The organism is Bradyrhizobium sp. I1.14.4, assembly GCF_050435825.1.
In the GTDB taxonomy this organism is placed as follows: Bacteria; Pseudomonadota; Alphaproteobacteria; order Rhizobiales; family Xanthobacteraceae; genus Bradyrhizobium.
Map to the genome: position 1 here is coordinate 311,324 of NZ_JBNDLA010000003.1, position 17,173 is coordinate 328,496.

Annotated in this window: 15 protein-coding genes and 1 other RNA gene; 7 read left to right on the top strand and 9 right to left on the bottom strand. The window is 65.4% G+C overall.

The window, feature by feature from the left end; genetic code table 11:
* Together ftsL and rsmH are read right to left on the bottom strand one after the other, a co-directional pair.
* Nucleotides 1-450, bottom strand: coding sequence for a cell division protein FtsL (ftsL, locus tag ABIB78_RS08570; protein ID WP_429023618.1), 450 nt, complete (start codon nt 448-450; stop codon nt 1-3).
* 2 nt (nt 451-452) lie between these two features.
* The gene (rsmH, locus tag ABIB78_RS08575; RefSeq protein WP_429023619.1) at nt 453-1,448 is read right to left on the bottom strand and encodes a 16S rRNA (cytosine(1402)-N(4))-methyltransferase RsmH; all 996 of its coding nucleotides are present in this window, start codon (nt 1,446-1,448) and stop codon (nt 453-455) included.
* 463 nt (nt 1,449-1,911) lie between these two features.
* On the opposite strand from rsmH, the gene ABIB78_RS08580 reads away from it, so the two are divergent.
* Together ABIB78_RS08580 and ABIB78_RS08585 are read left to right on the top strand one after the other, a co-directional pair.
* Complete coding sequence (locus ABIB78_RS08580) at nt 1,912-2,784, top strand: N-acetylmuramoyl-L-alanine amidase (RefSeq protein ID WP_429023621.1); 873 nt, start codon at nt 1,912-1,914, stop codon at nt 2,782-2,784.
* A 151-nt stretch (nt 2,785-2,935) separates the two neighbouring features.
* On the top strand, nt 2,936-3,160 hold the full coding sequence (locus tag ABIB78_RS08585; protein ID WP_429023623.1) for a hypothetical protein: 225 nt from the start codon (nt 2,936-2,938) through the stop codon (nt 3,158-3,160).
* 165 nt (nt 3,161-3,325) lie between these two features.
* Here the strand turns inward: ABIB78_RS08585 and ABIB78_RS08590 are convergent, their stop codons facing one another.
* Together ABIB78_RS08590 and ABIB78_RS08595 are read right to left on the bottom strand one after the other, a co-directional pair.
* Entirely contained in the window at nt 3,326-4,561 is a 1,236-nt protein-coding gene (locus ABIB78_RS08590; RefSeq protein ID WP_429024041.1) for an RNA polymerase sigma factor, read from the bottom strand.
* A gap of 69 nt (nt 4,562-4,630) precedes the next feature.
* Nucleotides 4,631-4,990: a YciI family protein gene (locus tag ABIB78_RS08595; RefSeq protein WP_429023625.1), complete on the bottom strand. Its 360-nt coding sequence runs from the start codon at nt 4,988-4,990 to the stop codon at nt 4,631-4,633.
* A 147-nt stretch (nt 4,991-5,137) separates the two neighbouring features.
* Here ABIB78_RS08595 and rnpB point away from each other — a divergent pair.
* Nucleotides 5,138-5,552, top strand: an RNA gene (gene rnpB / locus ABIB78_RS08600) — RNase P RNA component class A.
* A gap of 104 nt (nt 5,553-5,656) precedes the next feature.
* Nucleotides 5,657-5,836, top strand: a complete 180-nt coding sequence (locus tag ABIB78_RS08605; RefSeq protein ID WP_429023627.1) for a hypothetical protein — start codon at nt 5,657-5,659, stop codon at nt 5,834-5,836.
* A gap of 19 nt (nt 5,837-5,855) precedes the next feature.
* Here ABIB78_RS08605 and ABIB78_RS08610 read toward each other — a convergent pair whose 3' ends face one another.
* Nucleotides 5,856-6,572: an alpha/beta fold hydrolase gene (locus ABIB78_RS08610; protein WP_429023629.1), complete on the bottom strand. Its 717-nt coding sequence runs from the start codon at nt 6,570-6,572 to the stop codon at nt 5,856-5,858.
* 106 nt (nt 6,573-6,678) lie between these two features.
* On the opposite strand from ABIB78_RS08610, the gene ABIB78_RS08615 reads away from it, so the two are divergent.
* Nucleotides 6,679-7,422 (top strand): sulfite exporter TauE/SafE family protein, encoded by a 744-nt coding sequence (locus ABIB78_RS08615; RefSeq protein WP_429023631.1) that lies wholly within the window; start codon nt 6,679-6,681, stop codon nt 7,420-7,422.
* A gap of 51 nt (nt 7,423-7,473) precedes the next feature.
* Here ABIB78_RS08615 and ABIB78_RS08620 read toward each other — a convergent pair whose 3' ends face one another.
* The 3 genes from ABIB78_RS08620 to ABIB78_RS08630 form a co-directional block, all read right to left on the bottom strand.
* The gene (locus ABIB78_RS08620; protein WP_429023633.1) at nt 7,474-9,276 is read right to left on the bottom strand and encodes an ABC transporter ATP-binding protein; all 1,803 of its coding nucleotides are present in this window, start codon (nt 9,274-9,276) and stop codon (nt 7,474-7,476) included.
* A 363-nt stretch (nt 9,277-9,639) separates the two neighbouring features.
* Nucleotides 9,640-11,229 (bottom strand): DHA2 family efflux MFS transporter permease subunit, encoded by a 1,590-nt coding sequence (locus ABIB78_RS08625; RefSeq protein ID WP_429023636.1) that lies wholly within the window; start codon nt 11,227-11,229, stop codon nt 9,640-9,642.
* Nucleotides 11,230-11,279: 50 nt separating this feature from the next.
* Nucleotides 11,280-12,575, bottom strand: coding sequence for an HlyD family secretion protein (locus ABIB78_RS08630; RefSeq protein WP_429023638.1), 1,296 nt, complete (start codon nt 12,573-12,575; stop codon nt 11,280-11,282).
* Nucleotides 12,576-12,764: 189 nt separating this feature from the next.
* On the opposite strand from ABIB78_RS08630, the gene ABIB78_RS08635 reads away from it, so the two are divergent.
* Both ABIB78_RS08635 and ABIB78_RS08640 read left to right on the top strand, forming a co-directional pair.
* Entirely contained in the window at nt 12,765-13,409 is a 645-nt protein-coding gene (locus ABIB78_RS08635; protein ID WP_429023641.1) for a TetR/AcrR family transcriptional regulator, read from the top strand.
* A 101-nt stretch (nt 13,410-13,510) separates the two neighbouring features.
* A complete protein-coding gene (locus tag ABIB78_RS08640) occupies nt 13,511-14,353 on the top strand; it encodes a GNAT family N-acetyltransferase (RefSeq protein WP_429023643.1) in 843 nt (280 codons plus the stop codon).
* Between the two features lie 11 nt (nt 14,354-14,364).
* On the opposite strand, the gene ABIB78_RS08645 is transcribed toward ABIB78_RS08640, so the two are convergent.
* Nucleotides 14,365-17,037, bottom strand: coding sequence for a flavin-containing monooxygenase (locus ABIB78_RS08645; RefSeq protein ID WP_429023645.1), 2,673 nt, complete (start codon nt 17,035-17,037; stop codon nt 14,365-14,367).
* Nucleotides 17,038-17,173: the final 136 nt, after the last annotated feature.

A 17,173-nucleotide genomic window follows, 5' to 3' on the forward strand; every position in this document is an offset into this window, starting at 1 on the left:
TCATTGCTGATCTCCCCCGCCCTGCTCGGAGTCCTCGGGCGCGGGCTGGTCGGCGGCCGGCTGGTCGGTCGCCGGTTTGTCAATCGATCCGGTCGTGCTGTCGGGCGCCGCGGCGGCCTCGATGGTGTCGATCATCGCGCCGATCGGATCGCGCGAACCGGGCCGCGTGAAGCTTGGCGGCCGCTCCGGCAGGTTCTTCAGGGAATCATACTGGTTGGCGTTGATCGGCTTCAGCGGCAGATGGCGATCGGCAAGCCCCTGCAGCCGCAGCGGCGCATCGAGCTTGGCCCATTGGGCGCGCAAGGTGGCGATCGCGTTGCGCTGCTCGCGGATCTCGGCATTGAGCTGCAGCACACGTTCGACGCGCGCGGTCGATTCCATCTTGATGCGGTAGACATAGGACGCCGCGAAGATCAGCATGCCGATGACGAGGAGATGGAGAAGGCGCATCGTCACCCTCCCCGCTTCAGGTCGGACAGCCGCGGCCATGACGGCAGGTCGTCGTCCGCATGCACCGGCGCCGCGGTGCGTTCGGCCGCGCGCAGCTTGGCCGAGCGTGCCCGCGGATTGATTGATATCTCCGCCTCGCCAGGCGTCACCGGCCGTTTGGTCAGGATCTGAAAGCTCGGCGCGGATTGCGCCACTTCAGGCAGGTGCCGCGAACCGCCGGAAACCTTGCCGCGTTCGGTGAGGAAATTCTTGACGATACGGTCTTCCAGCGAATGGAAGGAGACCACGGCGAGCCGGCCGCCCGGCTTCAGCACGCGCTCCGCGGCCGCGAGCGCCCGGTGCAGCTCGTCGAGCTCTTCATTGACGAAGATGCGCAGCGCCTGGAAGGTCCGCGTCGCCGGATGGATCTCGTTCGGCTTGGCGCGCACGACTTTCGCGACGATGTCGGCAAGCGCCGCCGTGGTCGTGATCGGCGCGTCCTTGCGCGCGGCGACGATGGCGCGTGCGACGCCGCGCGAATGGCGCTCCTCGCCGAAGATATAGACGATGTCGGCGAGCTGTTTCTCGGAGGCCGTCGCGACCACATCGGCCGCGGTCGGGCCGCTCTGTGCCATCCGCATGTCGAGCGGACCGCCCAGACGGAACGAGAAGCCGCGCTCGGCCTGGTCGAGCTGCATCGAGGAGACGCCGACATCCATCACGACGCCGTCGACCGTCTCCGCTCCCTGCGCGGCGCAGACCTCGGCGAGATTGGAGAAGCGGTCCTCGACGAGCGTAAGGCGGCCGCCGGCGCCGTCGACCAGATCGAAACCGCCTGTTATCGCGGTGCGGTCGCGGTCGATGCCGATCACGCGCGTATCGGCGACGTTGAGAAGCATGCGGCTGTAGCCGCCGGCGCCGAAGGTCGCGTCGACATAAATGCCGCCGGCGCGCGGATCGAGATACGCGACCGCCTCGCGGCCCAGCACGGAAATGTGACGCGGCGCACGCTCGCTCATGCGCGGTCCCCGCAAAGGGCCGCGTAACTGGCATGCAAGCTGGCTGCGCGCCGACTCATCGCGTCTCGAATCCTCGCGCTGGCCGTTCCGGCGAAAAAGCCGCTGCGTGATGCCAGCGCCAACTCCCGTCCTCGGCCGCAAATCCTGATATCCGACCGGAATTGGGAGGGTTTCCATGGGATTTCGCGCAACAGCGGACCTTGGCCGTCCCCCGAAACCGGTTCGGCACTTCACCTCTCAGTAACGGCACTTAACGTTAAGAAAACGTTGATGATCGGTTAGCGCAATCGCGCGACTTTGATCCGTATTCGAGTGATGCTCCCGGCTCTCACCTCGGTCATAATGCGCCCCCCTGGAACCGGCGGGTCGATTGCGAGGCCGGCAGGGTAAAGGAATAGTAAACGCCTATTTGTTTATCGATATGTCAAAATGCTGTTCTCCAGTTCGGGTTTGAGTGATTCGTATGGCTTCTGGTTCGTCCTCGTCCGGCAACGCTGATTCGAAGCGTCAGCGCGTCCTTCCCGTTCCAAAGGGAGTGGCCGACGTGAAGACGTTCACGCCGGATTCCTCGATCGCCTCCGACGTGATCCCGTCGGTGAATTTCGGCGAGCGTGCCAATGGCCGGCAGCCGGACATGATCGTGCTGCACTACACCGGGATGCCCGACGTCGAGGGCGCGATCACCCAGCTCTGCACTGCCGGCACCGAGGTCTCGGCACATTACATCGTGCTCGAGGACGGACGCATCGTGCAATGCGTGCCGGAGAGCAAGCGCGCCTGGCACGCTGGCGTCGCCGTATGGGCCGGCGAGGACGACATCAATTCCTGCTCGATCGGCGTTGAGATCGTCAACCGCGGTCACGATTGGGGCTATCCGGATTTCCCGCTGCGCCAGATCGCGGCGGTCATCGCGCTGTGCCGCGGCATCATGCTGCGCCGCAAGGTGGTCTCGCATCGCGTGCTCGGCCATTCCGACGTGGCGCCGGGGCGCAAGAAGGATCCCGGCGAGAAATTCCCCTGGCACTCGCTGGCCAATTCAGGCGTCGGGCATTGGGTGCAGCCGGCGTCGATCGTGCGCGGCGATGCGCTGCAGCTCGGCGCGATCAGCGACGGCGTCTCCAAAATGCAGACCGCATTCCGGCGCTACGGCTACAACATCCCGACCAACGGCAAGTTCGACGGCCCGACCATGGAGGTCGTCACCGCCTTCCAGCGTCATTTCCGTCCCGAACGCGTCGACGGAATCGCCGACCGATCCACCATGGCGACGCTGCACGCGCTGCTCGAAAGCCTGCCGCCGGATGCGGCGAACGCGCCCGCGGTCGCGACGCGCTAGGCTGGCGATCGCCTCTCCGCCGTCATTGCAAGGAGCGAAGCAATCCATGTTGTGCCGCGAGGTCGTTTTCCGGCCGAGTGTGCATGTGCAAAATGGAACCTTTCCCTATGTGCCGCCTTGATTAAGCGGGGCAGTCCGAGGAGATTGGTCCATGTTCAAAGCACTCATCGCGGGAGCTGTCGCGATCGGCCTCGTCGTCGCTCCGGCAGCCGCAGTTGCCATGTCGACCCATGACAAGACCATGTCGACCCACAGCAAGACCCACAAAGTCCATCATGCGCAGAAAAAGATGGCACCCGGCACCACGACCGGCATGTCGAGTGGAACGACGACCGGGACATCGACCGGCGGCGCCAAGGCAAAGACAGGGTACTGAGCGCATTCGACGCCGCGCGGCACGCTGACGATCGTTGATGCGAGAGCGTTTTCGAGCGTGAAGAAAACGCGTCAGAACAAGAATCCAGAGCCCCATTCCGGGTAAAGCGGAACGGAAGAGGCTCTGGAGGCGTGCCTCACGGGCCGCACACGAGATGAGGTGAAGTCACCCCATCTCGGCTATCCGCCGCGCGTAGAGCCGCCGCAGCGGCTCGAGTTGCGTCGCGGCGGTTGCGGCGAGATATGCATGTCGCGCTTCGTCCGTGCGGCCGAGGCGGCGCAGCAGGTCGGCGCGCACCGCGGGGAGCTGGTCGTATCCTTTCAGGCTGCCGCGCGCGTCCAGCGCGTCGATCAGATCGAGCGCGCGCGCCGGACCGTCGACCATCGACACCGCGGCAGCGTGGTTGAGCTCGATCACCGGCGACGGGCTGATGCGGAGCAGCACCTCATAAAGTCCGGCGATCTGCGGCCAGTCGGTGTCCTCAAAGCTCGGCGCCCGCGCATGCAGCGCGGCGATCGCGGCCTGCACGGCGTACGATTGCGGCCGGCCCGGCATCCGCAGCGCCTCCTCGACCAGCCTCACTCCCTCGGCGATCTGCTGGAAATCCCACAGCGAACGGTCCTGCTCCTCGAGCAGCACGATGTCGCCGCCTGCGGTCTGGCGGCCGGCGCGGCGCGCATCATGCAACAGCATCAGCGCCAGCAGGCCCTTGATCTCGCCGCGCGCCGGAATCAGCGCATCGAGCAGCCGCGCCAGCCGGATCGCCTCGCGCGCAAGATCGGGCCGCATCAGGTCCTCGCCGGCGGTCGCGGCATAGCCTTCGGTGAAGACGAGATAGATCACCGCAAGCACGCCGGTGAGGCGCGGCTCCAGCGCCTCACGATCCGGCACCTCATAGGGAATGCCCGCGAGCTTGATCTTCTGCTTGGCGCGCAACAGGCGCTGCGCCATCGCGTCCTCGCTCACCAGGAACGCGCGCGCGACCTGGGCCGTCGTCAGACCGCACACCGTGCGCAAGGTCAGCGCAACCTGGACCTCGGCGGCGAACGACGGATGGCAGCAGGTGAAGATCAGCCGCAGCATATCGTCATCGAGCGTCGCATCGGCCGGTTCCGGCGACGCCTCCGCATCCAACAACAGTTGATGCGTCAGTTCCTGCTGCTTGCCTCGAAACGAAACCGCGCGGCGGACGCGGTCGATCGCCTTGTTGCGGCCGACATTGACCAGCCAGGCGCGTGGATTGGCCGGAAATTCACCGATCGGCCAGCGCTGCAGCGCGACCGCGAAGGCGTCCTGCAGGGAATCCTCGGCCAGATCGAAATCGCCGACGAGACGGATCAGCGTTGCGAGCGCCCGGCCCGCCTCGTCGCGGAAGATTTTCTCGATCTGGCTCGGGGTCATGGCCATCAATCGTCACTCAGCGGCCGCGCCAGGCGACGCGGCCGCTGCATTCGTGATGGGATAATGGCGTCATCGCGGGTTGTCGTAGATCATCACCGGCCTGACCTCGATCGATCCGTCCCTGGCGCCGGGAATCCGCGCCGCGAGGCCGAGCGCGGTGTCGAGATCCTTGGCCTCGACCAGATAGTAGCCGCCGAGCTGCTCGCGGGTTTCCGCGAACGGCCCATCGGTGGTCAGCGTCTTGCCGTCACGAACCCGCACGGTGGTTGCCGTCGACACGGGCTGCAGCCCGTCACCCGCCTTGAAGTGGCCGCTCTGGATGATGGACTGGGTGTAGGCGCCGTATTCCGCCGACAAGGCCTTGCGGTCCTCGGCGGTCATGTGGGCGTATTGCGCGTCGCTCCGGTAGATCAGCAGCAAATATTGCATCTCGTCTCTCCTCTTGATCGGCTGGATCGCCGACACCCAGTCGAACGGGCGACAGGTCAAACGACATCTTCAGGATAAATTATTTTGGCCGCTTTGGCGGCCGTTATCTGCTTGACGGATCGGGCGAAAACGCCCATGCCGTGGGGGTCAGTCGGCCGGACGGCCGCTCCCGCAAGCGCCGAAAGGCCGCGGGGGAGGAAAGTCCGGGCTCCATCGACATGCGGTGCCGGATAACATCCGGCGGGGGCGACCCCAGGGAAAGTGCCACAGAGAACGAACCGCTCCCTCTTCGGAGGAAGTAAGGGTGAAAAGGTGCGGTAAGAGCGCACCGCGTTTCCGGCAACGGAGACGGCATGGCAAACCACACCGGGAGCAAAACCGAATAGGGACGGCAACGCGGTTAGTTCGCGCATGCGCGATAACACCGCAGGGCGATGTCAGGCCCGCTGTCCGGGTAGGTTGCCCGAGGCAAGATGTAAATCTTGTCCCAGAGGAATGGCCGTCGCGCACCATTCGCAAGAAAGGTGCCCTACAGAACCCGGCTTACAGGCCGGCTGATATTTTTGGTCCATGAGGGGCTCGGCGCAACACGCCGGGCCCCTCGCCAATTGCGCCACTACGATTGCATCTCATTTGCTAGAATACCTGCCTCGCGGAGGAACGCAGATGGACCTTCAGAAGATCATGGCGAAGGCACGAGATATCGCCAAGAGCACCGGCACGATCACGACCGAACAACTCAACGGCTTGTGCCCGAACACTATGGAGTCCGATGATATCGCGGCGCTCTTTGCGGCCCTGCGAGCCGAGGGAATTCAACTCAAGGACAACGGCGCAGAAGAGTAGATGTCGTCGTCTTCGGACCCTAGGCGACGATCTGTTGCAACATCGCCATCAGCGCTTCCGGCGCGGTGACGTTCGGCGAGTGGCTGGCGTCGATCTCGAAACTGCGCCAGCCGGCTTCGTTCTTCGTGCGCCTGGCGAACTGGCCGAACGTATCTGCTGGCGTGATGCGGGTGGCGTAGATGTAGCTGCGCGGCAGGCTGGTCTCGCCATGTCGCAGCTTCAGCTTCTGCTCAAAGCATTTGATCGGCATGTCGACGCGACGCGCGGCCAGCCATTCGACGTCGGCGGGAGACGTATCCGGCGGCGTCGGCATCGGCGGAATGCGCCAGCCGTCGCCGTTGCGCGCTACCTCCCGCATCTTGTCGATCGCCACCTCGTTGAGATCGAACAGCGACTGGCCGTCGCGCGGCACGAAGGCGTCGATATAGATCATCTGCGCGATGCGCTCGCGCACCCGATCGGCGACGCCGGTCGCGACCATGCCGCCATAGGAGTGGCCGACCAGCACGATGTCACGCAGATCTTCGTAGGAGATGACGCTGAGCACGTCCTGGATATGCGCCTCCAGGTCAAGCCCTTGATGCGCAAGGTGCGCGCGCTCGCCGAGCCCGGTGTAGCTCGGCGTGACCAGACGGTGCCCGGCCGCCTGCATCAGGGGATGCATCTTCTTCCACGCCCATCCTGCCGACCAGGCGCCGTGACAGACCAGAAAGGTTTTTTGCGAATTCGCAGTCATGGGGATGCTTCCATTCCGATTGTCGTTGATGAGCCGCGATTTTGAAGTGTACCCGCCGCCAGCGTCGTGTAAACGTCGCGGCAACGATCATAAGAACGAGATGAGGATGAACCCGGCGGGCTACGCGGTCCTGTTCTTCGGCGCGCTTGCCGGCGGTTTCGTCTCCGGCCTCGCCGGCTTCGGCACCGCGCTGATGGCGCTCGGCATCTGGCTCTATGTGCTGCCGCCGACGCTCGCGGTGCCGCTGGTGCTGGTGTGCTCGGTGATCGCGCAGGTTTCGACGCTGCCGTCGATCTGGAAGAGTATCGATTTCCGCCTGGTCTGGCCGTTCGTCAGCTGCGGCCTCGCCGGCGTACCGATTGGCATCTTGCTGATCGCGCGGGCCGACCCTGAGGTCTTCAAGCTGACGATCGGCGTCTTCCTCCTGGTGTTTCCGACCCTGCTGTTCCTGCAGCGCAAGCCGATGTCGATCGCCTTCGGCGGCAAATGGGCCGACGGCGCGATCGGATTTGCCGGCGGCATCCTCGGCGGCCTCGCCGGACTGTCCGGCCCGCTCCCGATCCTGTGGGCGAGCGTGCGCGGCTGGGGCAAGGCGCAGCGCCGCGGCGTGTTCCAGGTCTTCAACTTCACGATCCTGGCGGCCGCGCTCTGTGTGCAGATCGCAAGCGGCCTGGTGAAACCCGAACTGATCTGGCTGGTTGCGTGCGCGTTCCCGGGGACGCTGCTCGGCGCCTGGCTCGGTTCGCGCGTCTATCACGCGCTCAGCGACCGCAATTTCTCCGACGTCGTGTTGCTGCTGCTGTTGCTGTCCGGCGTCGCGCTGGTGTGGAACGGGCTGGCACCAAGATAAGACGTCGGCGCGTGGCTGCCGGAGGTCAATCCGTCAGCCACGCGCCATTGCTCACTCCGCCGCCGCAGCCTGGCCGAACTCGGTGGCCTGACGCTCGAACAGGCCGCGGTAGATGCCGCCTTGCCGCGCCGCAAGCACCTCGTGCGTGCCCTGCTCGACGATCTCGCCGCGATCGAACACCAGGATGCGATCCATGCTGCGCACGGTCGACAGCCGGTGTGCGATCACGATCGAGGTCCGGCCTTTCATCAGCCGCTCCATTGCCTGCTGGATCAGCGCCTCGGATTCCGAATCGAGGCTCGAGGTCGCCTCGTCCAGGATCAGGATCGGCGCATCCGCGAGGAAGGCGCGCGCCAGCGCCACGCGCTGCCGTTCGCCGCCCGACAGCTTGACGCCGCGCTCGCCCACCAGCGTGCCGTAATCCTTCGGCAACCGCATGATGAAGTCGTGCGCGTTTGCAAGCCGCGCCGCCTGCTCGATCGCCTCCATGCTGGCGCCCGGCCGACCATAGGCGATGTTCTCCGCCAGCGTGCGGTGGAACAGGATCGGCTCCTGCTGCACGATCGCGATCTGGCTGCGCAGCGATTGCTGCGTCGCCTTGGCGATATCCTGACCGTCGATCAGGATCTTGCCGCCGGAGACGTCGTAGAGCCGCTGCACCAGCTTGACGAAGGTCGTCTTGCCGGAGCCGGAGCGCCCGACCAGGCCGACGCGCTCGCCGGCATCGATGTCGACCGACAGCCCGTCATAGAGCGGCCGGCGATGGCCGCCATAGTGGAACGTGACGTCGTCGAACACGATGCCGCCGCCCTGGATATCGATCGTCCCGGCATCGACCGCATCGACAATGCCGAGCGGCTCGCCATGGATCTGCACCAGTTCCTCCATGTCGTTCACCGAACGCTGCAAATTGTTGATGTGCATCCCGACATCCCGCAAGTACGCATGGATGATGTAGTAGCTGGTCAGCACATAGGTGACGTCGCCCGGCGTGGCGTGGCCGGCCGCCCACAGCAGGATCGCGCCGCCGATCACCGAGGCGCGGAAGCACAGCAGCACCAGGAGCTGCGCCGTCGAGGTGTGGTTGTAGCGGAACCAGGTCCGCCGCACCCGCCGGCGCCAGCGGCTGATGACGCCGTCAAGCCTGATATCCTCGCGCGTCTCGGCACCGAACGACTTCACCACCGCGTTGCAGGTCAAGGCATCGGCCAGCGTGCCGCCGACCTTGGTGTCCCACGCATTGGAGACGCGCGCGGCCGGCGCGACGTAGCGCACCTGGAACACCATGGTCATCGCGACATAGATCACCGAGCCTACGGCAATGACCGCGCCGAGCGATGGCCAGTGCAGCCCGAGCAGGATCATCGAGCCGAGCAGCACGACGACCGACGGCAAGAGCGCCATCAGGATGGTGTCGTTCAACAGGTCGAGCGCCCACATGCCGCGCGTGATCTTGCGCACGGTGGAGCCGGCGAACGAATTGGCGTGCCAGTCGGTCGAGAAGCGTTGCACGCGCATGAACGCCTGCTGCCCGACATCGGACATCGTCTTCAGCGTGAACGGCACGATGGTCTGGATACCGACCAGCCGCAGCATCAGCGACAGCGCACCGAGGCCGACGATGGCGCCGAACGCCAGCATCGCCGCATGGCGCGCGGCAGCATCGGTGGCGCCCGCGGTCAGCGCGTCGACCAGATGGCCGGAAAATACCGGCATGAACAGGTCGGCCGCGGTCGCGCCGAGGAATCCCGCGGTCACGGCGGAGGCGCGGTGCGGCTGCTCCAGCCAATGGCGAAACACGAACGGAAGCACGATCCGGATCGCGGCCGGTCGCTTGGTCGTCAAAGAAGTCATGGCACATTCCGGCCACGCTTGTGTCGCGCCGGCCGGCTCCATCTGAAGCGACGTGCGGGCGGAATCCGGCCACGAGCGTCGCAGGAAATTGTCGATAACGTGTTGGGAAGCTTTGATGATCGGGGATCAGGCCCGATCAGCGCTGGGACCTAGTGCGCAAGAGCGCCAAGCAGCATCGAACGCGGGCGCACGGTCTGCGAAACAAACGACATCATGTGCATCTCCCCGGTTCGTGAAACGATGTGGTGCTTATAAATGCATCACGCGCGATTGGCAAGATGACAAGCGCGTGAGTGCGTCAATGTGTCGGCGATATCAGCTATTCACGCGACCGGGCGCACGCCACGCGCGAACGCGATGCGCTCAATGCGCGTCGCCGCCGCCTGCGGTCATCGGCGGCGGCTTGTTGACGAACAGCACCAAAAGGCTGAGCGCGACATAGAACAGCGACAGCATGAAGAAGGCGTCGCCATAGCCCATCACCGCGGCCTGGCGGTGCACGATCTGCGAGAGCTGCTTCATCGCCATGATGGCGGAATCGCCCATGCCCTGCATGCGCTGGGTGAACATGTTGAGGGTCTCGACCGCGGTGGTGTTGCCCCAGGTCACGCGGTCGTGGAGCCGCGAGATGTGCAGGTCGGTGCGATCGTTGAGCACCTCGTTGATGACGGCGAGCCCGACCGCGCCGCCGAGATTGCGCATCAGGTTGAACAGACCGGAGGCGTTCTTGACGCGGTCCTGCGGCAACGTGGCGAGCGCGATGTTGTTGGTCGGCACCATCGCGCACATCATGCCGATGCCGCGCAGGATCTGCGGCAGCAACAGCTCGTAGAAATCATAGTCGCGGGTGATCCAGGTCATCTGCCAGGAGCCGAGCGCGAAGGTGACGAGGCCGAAGGCGATGATGTAGCGCAGATCGACCTTCTGCATCAGCCGGCCGACGACGGGCGCCATGAAGAACATGGTGACGCCGGAGACGAACATGGTCTCGCCGATCATCAGCGCGCTGTAGCCGCGGATCTCGGCGAGATAGCGCGGATAGACGTAGGTCAGGCCGTAGAGCCCGATACCGATGCAGAACTGCAGCACACAGCCGACCGCGAAGTTGCGGTTGGAGAAGGCATAGAGATCGACGATCGGCTCCTCCGCGGTCAGCACCCGCCAGAAGAAGGCGACCGCCGAGACGAAGCAGACCGCGGCGCAGACCGCGACCGAGGTGTCCTGCAGCCACTCGTATTGCGGACCTTCCTCCAGCACATATTCGAGCGAGCCGAGGAAGCCGCCCATGAAGATCAGGCCCCACCAGTCGAAGCGATCGAGCAGCGCGAAGTTCGGCTGGTCGAAATCGACCAGTGCCAGCACGCCGATGGTGATGATGATTCCGGGCACGATGTTGATGAAGAACAGCCAGTGCCACGACATCAGATCGGTGATGTAGCCGCCGACAGTCGGGCCAACGGTCGGCGCCAGTGTTGCGACGAGGCCGATGATCGGCGCCACGATGTAGAACTTCGAGCGCGGGAAGATCGTGTAGGCCGATGCGAACACCGTCGGGATCATGCCGGCGCCGAGAAAGCCCTGCAGCGCGCGCCACAGGATCATCTGCTCGATCGAGGAGGCGAAGCCGCAGAGCAGGCTCGACGCCGTGAAGCCGAACGCCGAGATCGCAAACAACAGCCGCGTGCCGAGCGCCCGCGACAGGAATCCGGACAGCGGGATCGCGATCACCTCGGCGATCAGATAGGCGGTCTGCACCCACGACACTTCGGTCGAAGACGCCGACAGGCCGGCTTGGATCTCGGACAGCGAGGCCGAGACGATCTGGATGTCCAGGATCGACATGAACATGCCGAACACCATGATGATGAACGCAACCACCCGTTTCGGCTGGAGACGCTCCGACTCCGAAGCGCCGGTCATCATCGAGGGGGAAGCAGTGGTCGCGTCGGCCATGGGCTTATCAAGCTCCGCGCTTCGAACCCGCAGTTCGAAACTTCAAGGCATCACTGCGGATGGATCATCATCGGCGCGTCGAGGTCGGTATCGGCGTCGGCGTCGGCCGCGCCCTCGCGTGTGTCGACGGTAGTGTAGACCGACATGCCGGCGCGCAGCATCCCTTGCTTCGCGACGCTGTTCGGCACGCGGATGCGGACCGGCAGGCGCTGCACGATCTTGGTGAAGTTGCCGGTGGCGTTGTCGGGCGGCAGCAGCGTGAACACCGAGCCGGCCGCCGGCGAAATGCTGTCGACGATGCCGGTGAATTTGCGGAAGCCGTAGGCGTCAACCTTGATCGTCACCCGCTGACCGGTGCGGATACGCTTGAGCTGCGTCTCCTTGTAGTTGGCGTCGATGAAGACGCCGTCGAGCGGCACCACATTGCCGAGCCGCTGGCCGACATTGATGTAGTCGCCGGTATTGACCAGGCGGTTGGAGAAGGTGCCGTCGACCGGCGCGCGCACCTGCGTGAAATCGAGATCGCGCTCGGCCTTGGCGAGCTGGGTCTGCAATTCGGCAAGCTGGGCACGGGCCTCGGCCTGCTGCGCCCTGGTGACCTCGACATTGTCCTTGGCCGCATCATAGGCCGCCTGCGCGGACCGTACGCTGGCCGCGCCCTGGTCGCGGCCCGCTTCCGAGACTTCGAAGGTGGCGCGCGAGGCAAAGCCCTTGGTGCTGAGCGCCTGCTGGCGGTCGAAATCGAGATCGGCGCGCTTCAAGCCGGCCTGGGCTGACACCAGCTGCGCCTGCGCCTGCTCGACCGAACTCACCGCGGCCGCAACCTGACGGCCGATACGCTCGATCGTCGCCTGCTGGGTCCCGATCCGGGTTCGTGCGGCGTCGACCGCGATGCGATAGTCGCCGTCATCGATCCGGAAGATCACATCGCCTGCCCGCACAACCGCGTTGTCGCCGGGCAGGATGGCCGCGATATGGCCAGCGACGCGCGCGCCGAGCATGGTGTTGTTGGCGCGGACATAGGCGTCGTCGGTCGAGACATAGAAGCGCCCGACCATCACGTAATAGGCGGCATAACTCGCGGCGGCGAGCGCAAGCAGGCCGACGATGCCCATCAACACGAATCTGCGCTTGCCGGATTTCGGCGCTGCTGCGACGGAAGTTGCCGGCTGCTCGGGCGCAGAAGCGGGCGGCATATCGACTTGACGCTTGTCGCCTGGTCCCTTGGCTTCGTCAGCGCGGCCCTGCTCGCCGAGATCGGCGGATGCGTCGCGCGCCGTCGCGTCCTCGGCCATCTCAGGCTCGGAACGAACAACGCGTGCAGCCTGATCTCGTGCTGCGGCCATAGCCGAGGCTCCCCACAAAAAAATCTTGACGCCCGCATTGGCGGAATAAGCGCCGTGCGGTGCATCGTCATCGCATAGATACCATTGACCGAACGGTTCGGTCAATCTATATTCCGCAACGTAGATTATAAGGCTTCGATTCTTCCCTCTCCCATTCTGGGTTGAGTTCCTTCGCGAGAAGCTAAATCAATGGTTGCAGCGCCTCGAATCTCTCCCCAGTCCGTCGGCGACGAGGAATCATCGAAACGCCGCCAGATACTGGACGGCGCCCGCAAGGTGTTCCTGGAGCTCGGCTTCGACGGCGCCAGCATGGGCGAGATCGCGCGCGCCGCCGCCGTCTCCAAAGGCACGCTCTACGTCTATTTCCCCGACAAGGCCGGACTGTTCGCGGCGATCGTCGAGGAGGAGAAGCTCGAGCAGGGCAAGGTCGCCTTCAACTTCGATCCGGCGCGCGACGTCGACACCACTCTCCCCGAATTCGGCCGCGCCTATGTCGCGGTGCTGTGCCGGCCCGGCGGCGGCTCGGCGATCCGCACCGTGATGGCGATCGCCGAGCGGATGCCCGAACTCGGCAGCCGGTTCTACACCCACGTGATCGCCCACACCGTCGACCGCTTCGCCGCCTATCTCGAGGCGCGCGCCGCACTCGGCGAGCTCGTGATCGACGACTATCAGCTCGCCGCCTGGCAGTTCATGCAGATGTGCCAGGCGACGCTGTTCCAGGCGTTCATCTTCCAGGCCAATCCGTCGCCCTCGCCGGAGCGGATCGCGACCGTCGTCGACAGCGCGACGCGCGTGTTCTTCGCGGCGTACCGGCCGAAGCAGGCGAACTGATCTCGCGGACATCATTGCACGCCTCGCCCTGCCGTGAATGACGCGACGAGCCTGGCGCGCTACGCTCGGTCACCGACGCCAATTCGAGGTGATCACCCGCCATGAACGACCTTAGCATCCGACCGATGCGTCCGGACGAGATCGCGCTCGCGGTGGATTGGGCCGCGGCCGAGGGGTGGAATCCCGGTCTCGCCGATGCGCCCTGCTTTGCCGCCGAAGACCCGCAGGGATTCTACATCGGCGAGCTCGATGGCCGGCCCGCGGCGGTGATCTCCTGCGTCAATTACGGCGCGCAATTTTCCTTCCTCGGCTTCTACATCGTGCGTCCGGATCTGCGCGGCCGCGGCCATGGCCTGAAGATATGGAATGCCGCCATCGCGCATGCGCGTCCGCGCGTGATCGGGCTCGATGGCGTGGTGGCGCAGCAGGCGAACTACCAAAAGTCCGGCTTTGAACTCGCTTATGCCAATGTGCGCTACGGCGGCACGGTCGCCGCACCGCCGGCGCCGAACGGGCGCATCGTCGCGCTGGCCGATGTGCCGGCCGCACTGATCGAGGCCGATGATGCCACGGTGTTTCCGGCGCCACGGCCGGCATTTTTGCGCGCCTGGATCAACGCGCCCGGACACATGGGGCGCGCGCTGATGCGCGATGGCAGGCTGGCCGGCTGGGGCGTGATCCGTCCATGCCGGACCGGCCGCAAGATCGGTCCGCTCATTGCCGATGACCGCACCGGCGCCGAAACCATTCTGGCGACATTGCTTGCGAGCGCAGGCAGCGGCGAGATCTTCCTCGACGTCCCCGCGGTCAACCACGACGCCGTCGCGCTGGCGCAAGGCCTCGGACTGTCCCCGGTGTTCGAGACCGCGCGGATGTATACCGGCGCGATCCGGCCGTTGCGGATCGATCGCGTGTTCGGCGTCACGACGTTCGAGCTCGGCTAGAAACTCCAGATCTAGTTCGCCGCCGCGTTGACCTCCGGCGCGGCAACGTTGTCCTGCTCGATCTCCTCGGGCAGTCCGGCGAAGCGGCGCAGCGCCTTCGCCATCTTCACGCGGCCGCTGACGCCGGTGATGATGACGTCGACCATCACGAACGACGAGTGGAAGTGGCCGTGCGCCTTGAGTTGCTCGACCTTGACGCCGGCCTTGGCGAGCGCGTCGCCATAGGCACGGCCTTCGTCGCGCAGCGGATCAAACTCCGCGGTCGCGATGAACGCCGGCGGCAGGCCTTCGAGCTTGCCGCGCAACGGCGCGACGCGCGGATCGGTGCGGTCTGCCGGTGAGCAGTACAGGTCCCAGAACCAGAACATCAGGCCCCGCGTCAGGAAGTAGCCGGCCGCGTTGTCGACATAGGACTGCCGCTCGAAGGTCGAGTCGGTGACCGGGCAGATCAAGAGCTGGCCTGCGATCTCGGGCCCACCGCGATCGCGCGCGAGCTGGCAGGTGACGGCCGCGATATTGCCGCCGGCGCTCCAGCCCGCGACCAGCACCGGACCTGCCCTGCCGCCGAGCTCGGCGGTGTGGGCGGCGATCCAGCGCGTCGCCGCATAGCCGTCCTCGGCCGCAGCCGGGAAGCGATGCTCGGGCGCGTGGCGATAGCCGACGCTGACGATGATCATGCCGGTGCGCCGGCACAGATCGCGGCAGAAAGGATCGTCCGATAGCTCGTCGCCGAGCACCCAGCCGCCGCCGTGGAAATACACCACGATCGGATGCGGCCCCGGCGTCGCCGGCCGATAGAGCTTGTACGGCAGCGGACCGTCCGCGCCCTGCAGCATGCCGGTGCCGACCTCGCCGACTGGCCGTCCGGCAGGACGGCCCTTGTTGAACTCGTTGAGGAAGTCGCGCGCGCCCTGCGCGCCCATGGTCTCGATCGGCGGCAGGTTCATCTCCGCCAACATGCCGAGAACCAGCCGTACATCCGGCTGCAGCCGCACCACCTCGCCGTCATTGCATTGTTCGGCAACACCGGGACCACTGAGCTTGAAGCCGAGCATGCCGCGCCCGACCACCTCGTTGCAGATGCTGCGATACGGACCGACGCCGCCGGTATAAGGCATCACCCCCTGCGGCTTGCCGGGCACGTTGGCGCCTGTGTACCAGGTGTTGGCGAGCCGATGCAGCGTCAGCGTTGCGCAGTCGGCCATGTGCCGTTCCCAGCCGGCCTGCGCGGTGTCGGTTGCTTCCATCGCGGTGAAGCCGGCGTCGCGCAGCGCGGCGATGCGGTCGACCACCCAATCGACATGCTGCTCGATCGACACGGCCATGTTCGACAGCACCGACGGGCTGCCGGGACCCGTGATCATGAACAGATTGGGGAAGCCCGCGACGGTGACACCGAGATAGGTCTGCGGTCCATGCGCCCAGACACCCGACAGCGACTTGCCGCCGCGGCCGGAGATCGGATGCACCGCCATGATCGCACCGGTCATCGCATCGAAGCCGGTGGCGAACACGATGACGTCGACATCGAAGCTGCGCTTGTCAGTCGAGATACCGCCGGCCGTGATCGCCTTGATCGGCTCCTGCCGCAGATTCACCAGGGTCACGTTCGGGCGGTTGTAGGTCGCGTAATAATTGGTATCGAGGCAGGGACGCTTGGCGCCGAACGGATGGTCATACGGGGCCAGTGCCGCAGCGATCTCCGGGTCCTTCACCACGGCGCCGATTTTCTCGCGGATCAGATCGGCGACCAGCCGGTTGCCGTCGACATCGACCGCCTGGTCGGCCCAGAGTTGGGTCAGGATGTGGACGAGGTCACCCGCCGCCCACGCCTTCTCGAAACGCTCGCGGCGCTCGGCATCGCTCAATTGCCAGCTCACCACGGTCTGCTGCGGATATGGCACGCCGGCCATCGACCAGCGCGCCTGCTCGCGATAGGCCGCGCGGTCGCTCTCGAAGAAAGTTTTGCGATCTTCCGGCGCCGGGCCGTTGCCGGCCGGCAGCGCGAAGTTCGGCGTGCGCTGGAACACGGTGAGTTGCGCGGCCTGTTCGGCGATCAACGGGATCGACTGAATGCCGGACGATCCGGTGCCGATCACGGCAACGCGCTTGCCCTTGAGATCGACGTCCTGATGCGGCCAGCGGCCGGTGAAATAGATCTCGCCCTTGAAATCCTTGACGCCGTCGATCTCCGGCGGCTTCGGCGACGACAGGCAGCCGGTCGCCATGATGTAGTAGCGGCACGAGACATTGGCGCCGTTGTTGGTCGAAATCAGCCAGCGCGCGGTTGCGTCGTCCCAGGTCGCTTGCGTGACCTTGGTGCCGAACCTGATATCGCGGCGCAGATCGTAGCGGTCGGCGACGAAGCCGAGATAGCGCAGAATTTCCGGCTGGGTCGCGTACTTCTCCGACCAGGTCCATGCCTGGTCGAGCTCGGGATCGAAGGTGTAGCTGTAATCGATGGTCTGGATGTCGCAGCGTGCGCCGGGATACCGGTTCCAGTACCAGGTGCCGCCGACATCAGCGCCCTCCTCGAGCGCAACCGCCGAGAAGCCCGCCTTGCGCAGCCGATGCAGCAGATAGAGACCGGCGAAACCGGCGCCGACGACCGCGACGTCGACTTGCTGCGTGGTGCCGCTCTGGGTGGAGTCCGAAGCGCGTGCTGCAACTGCTGCGTCTGGCATGCCATTCCTCCCGTATGTTTTGATTTGACGGAAGGCTAGTCCGGCGCTTTCAGTTTGTCATCACGACAAACGCAATCTGAGGTCGCCGCAATTGTGACGCACGCGGCCTGGAGCGAAACGCGCAGCGCGTAGACGC

What these genes read in the sequence shown, in the direction of transcription:
- ftsL (WP_429023618.1), bottom strand. Translation starts at nt 450, where the DNA reads ATGCGCCTTCTCCATCTCCTCGTCATCGGCATGCTGATCTTCGCGGCG.
- rsmH (WP_429023619.1), bottom strand. Translation starts at nt 1,448, where the DNA reads ATGAGCGAGCGTGCGCCGCGTCACATTTCCGTGCTGGGCCGCGAGGCG.
- ABIB78_RS08580 (WP_429023621.1), top strand. Translation starts at nt 1,912, where the DNA reads ATGGCTTCTGGTTCGTCCTCGTCCGGCAACGCTGATTCGAAGCGTCAG.
- ABIB78_RS08585 (WP_429023623.1), top strand. Translation starts at nt 2,936, where the DNA reads ATGTTCAAAGCACTCATCGCGGGAGCTGTCGCGATCGGCCTCGTCGTC.
- ABIB78_RS08590 (WP_429024041.1), bottom strand. Translation starts at nt 4,561, where the DNA reads ATGACCCCGAGCCAGATCGAGAAAATCTTCCGCGACGAGGCGGGCCGG.
- ABIB78_RS08595 (WP_429023625.1), bottom strand. Translation starts at nt 4,990, where the DNA reads ATGCAATATTTGCTGCTGATCTACCGGAGCGACGCGCAATACGCCCAC.
- ABIB78_RS08605 (WP_429023627.1), top strand. Translation starts at nt 5,657, where the DNA reads ATGGACCTTCAGAAGATCATGGCGAAGGCACGAGATATCGCCAAGAGC.
- ABIB78_RS08610 (WP_429023629.1), bottom strand. Translation starts at nt 6,572, where the DNA reads ATGACTGCGAATTCGCAAAAAACCTTTCTGGTCTGTCACGGCGCCTGG.
- ABIB78_RS08615 (WP_429023631.1), top strand. Translation starts at nt 6,679, where the DNA reads ATGAACCCGGCGGGCTACGCGGTCCTGTTCTTCGGCGCGCTTGCCGGC.
- ABIB78_RS08620 (WP_429023633.1), bottom strand. Translation starts at nt 9,276, where the DNA reads ATGACTTCTTTGACGACCAAGCGACCGGCCGCGATCCGGATCGTGCTT.
- ABIB78_RS08625 (WP_429023636.1), bottom strand. Translation starts at nt 11,229, where the DNA reads ATGGCCGACGCGACCACTGCTTCCCCCTCGATGATGACCGGCGCTTCG.
- ABIB78_RS08630 (WP_429023638.1), bottom strand. Translation starts at nt 12,575, where the DNA reads ATGGCCGCAGCACGAGATCAGGCTGCACGCGTTGTTCGTTCCGAGCCT.
- ABIB78_RS08635 (WP_429023641.1), top strand. Translation starts at nt 12,765, where the DNA reads ATGGTTGCAGCGCCTCGAATCTCTCCCCAGTCCGTCGGCGACGAGGAA.
- ABIB78_RS08640 (WP_429023643.1), top strand. Translation starts at nt 13,511, where the DNA reads ATGAACGACCTTAGCATCCGACCGATGCGTCCGGACGAGATCGCGCTC.
- ABIB78_RS08645 (WP_429023645.1), bottom strand. Translation starts at nt 17,037, where the DNA reads ATGCCAGACGCAGCAGTTGCAGCACGCGCTTCGGACTCCACCCAGAGC.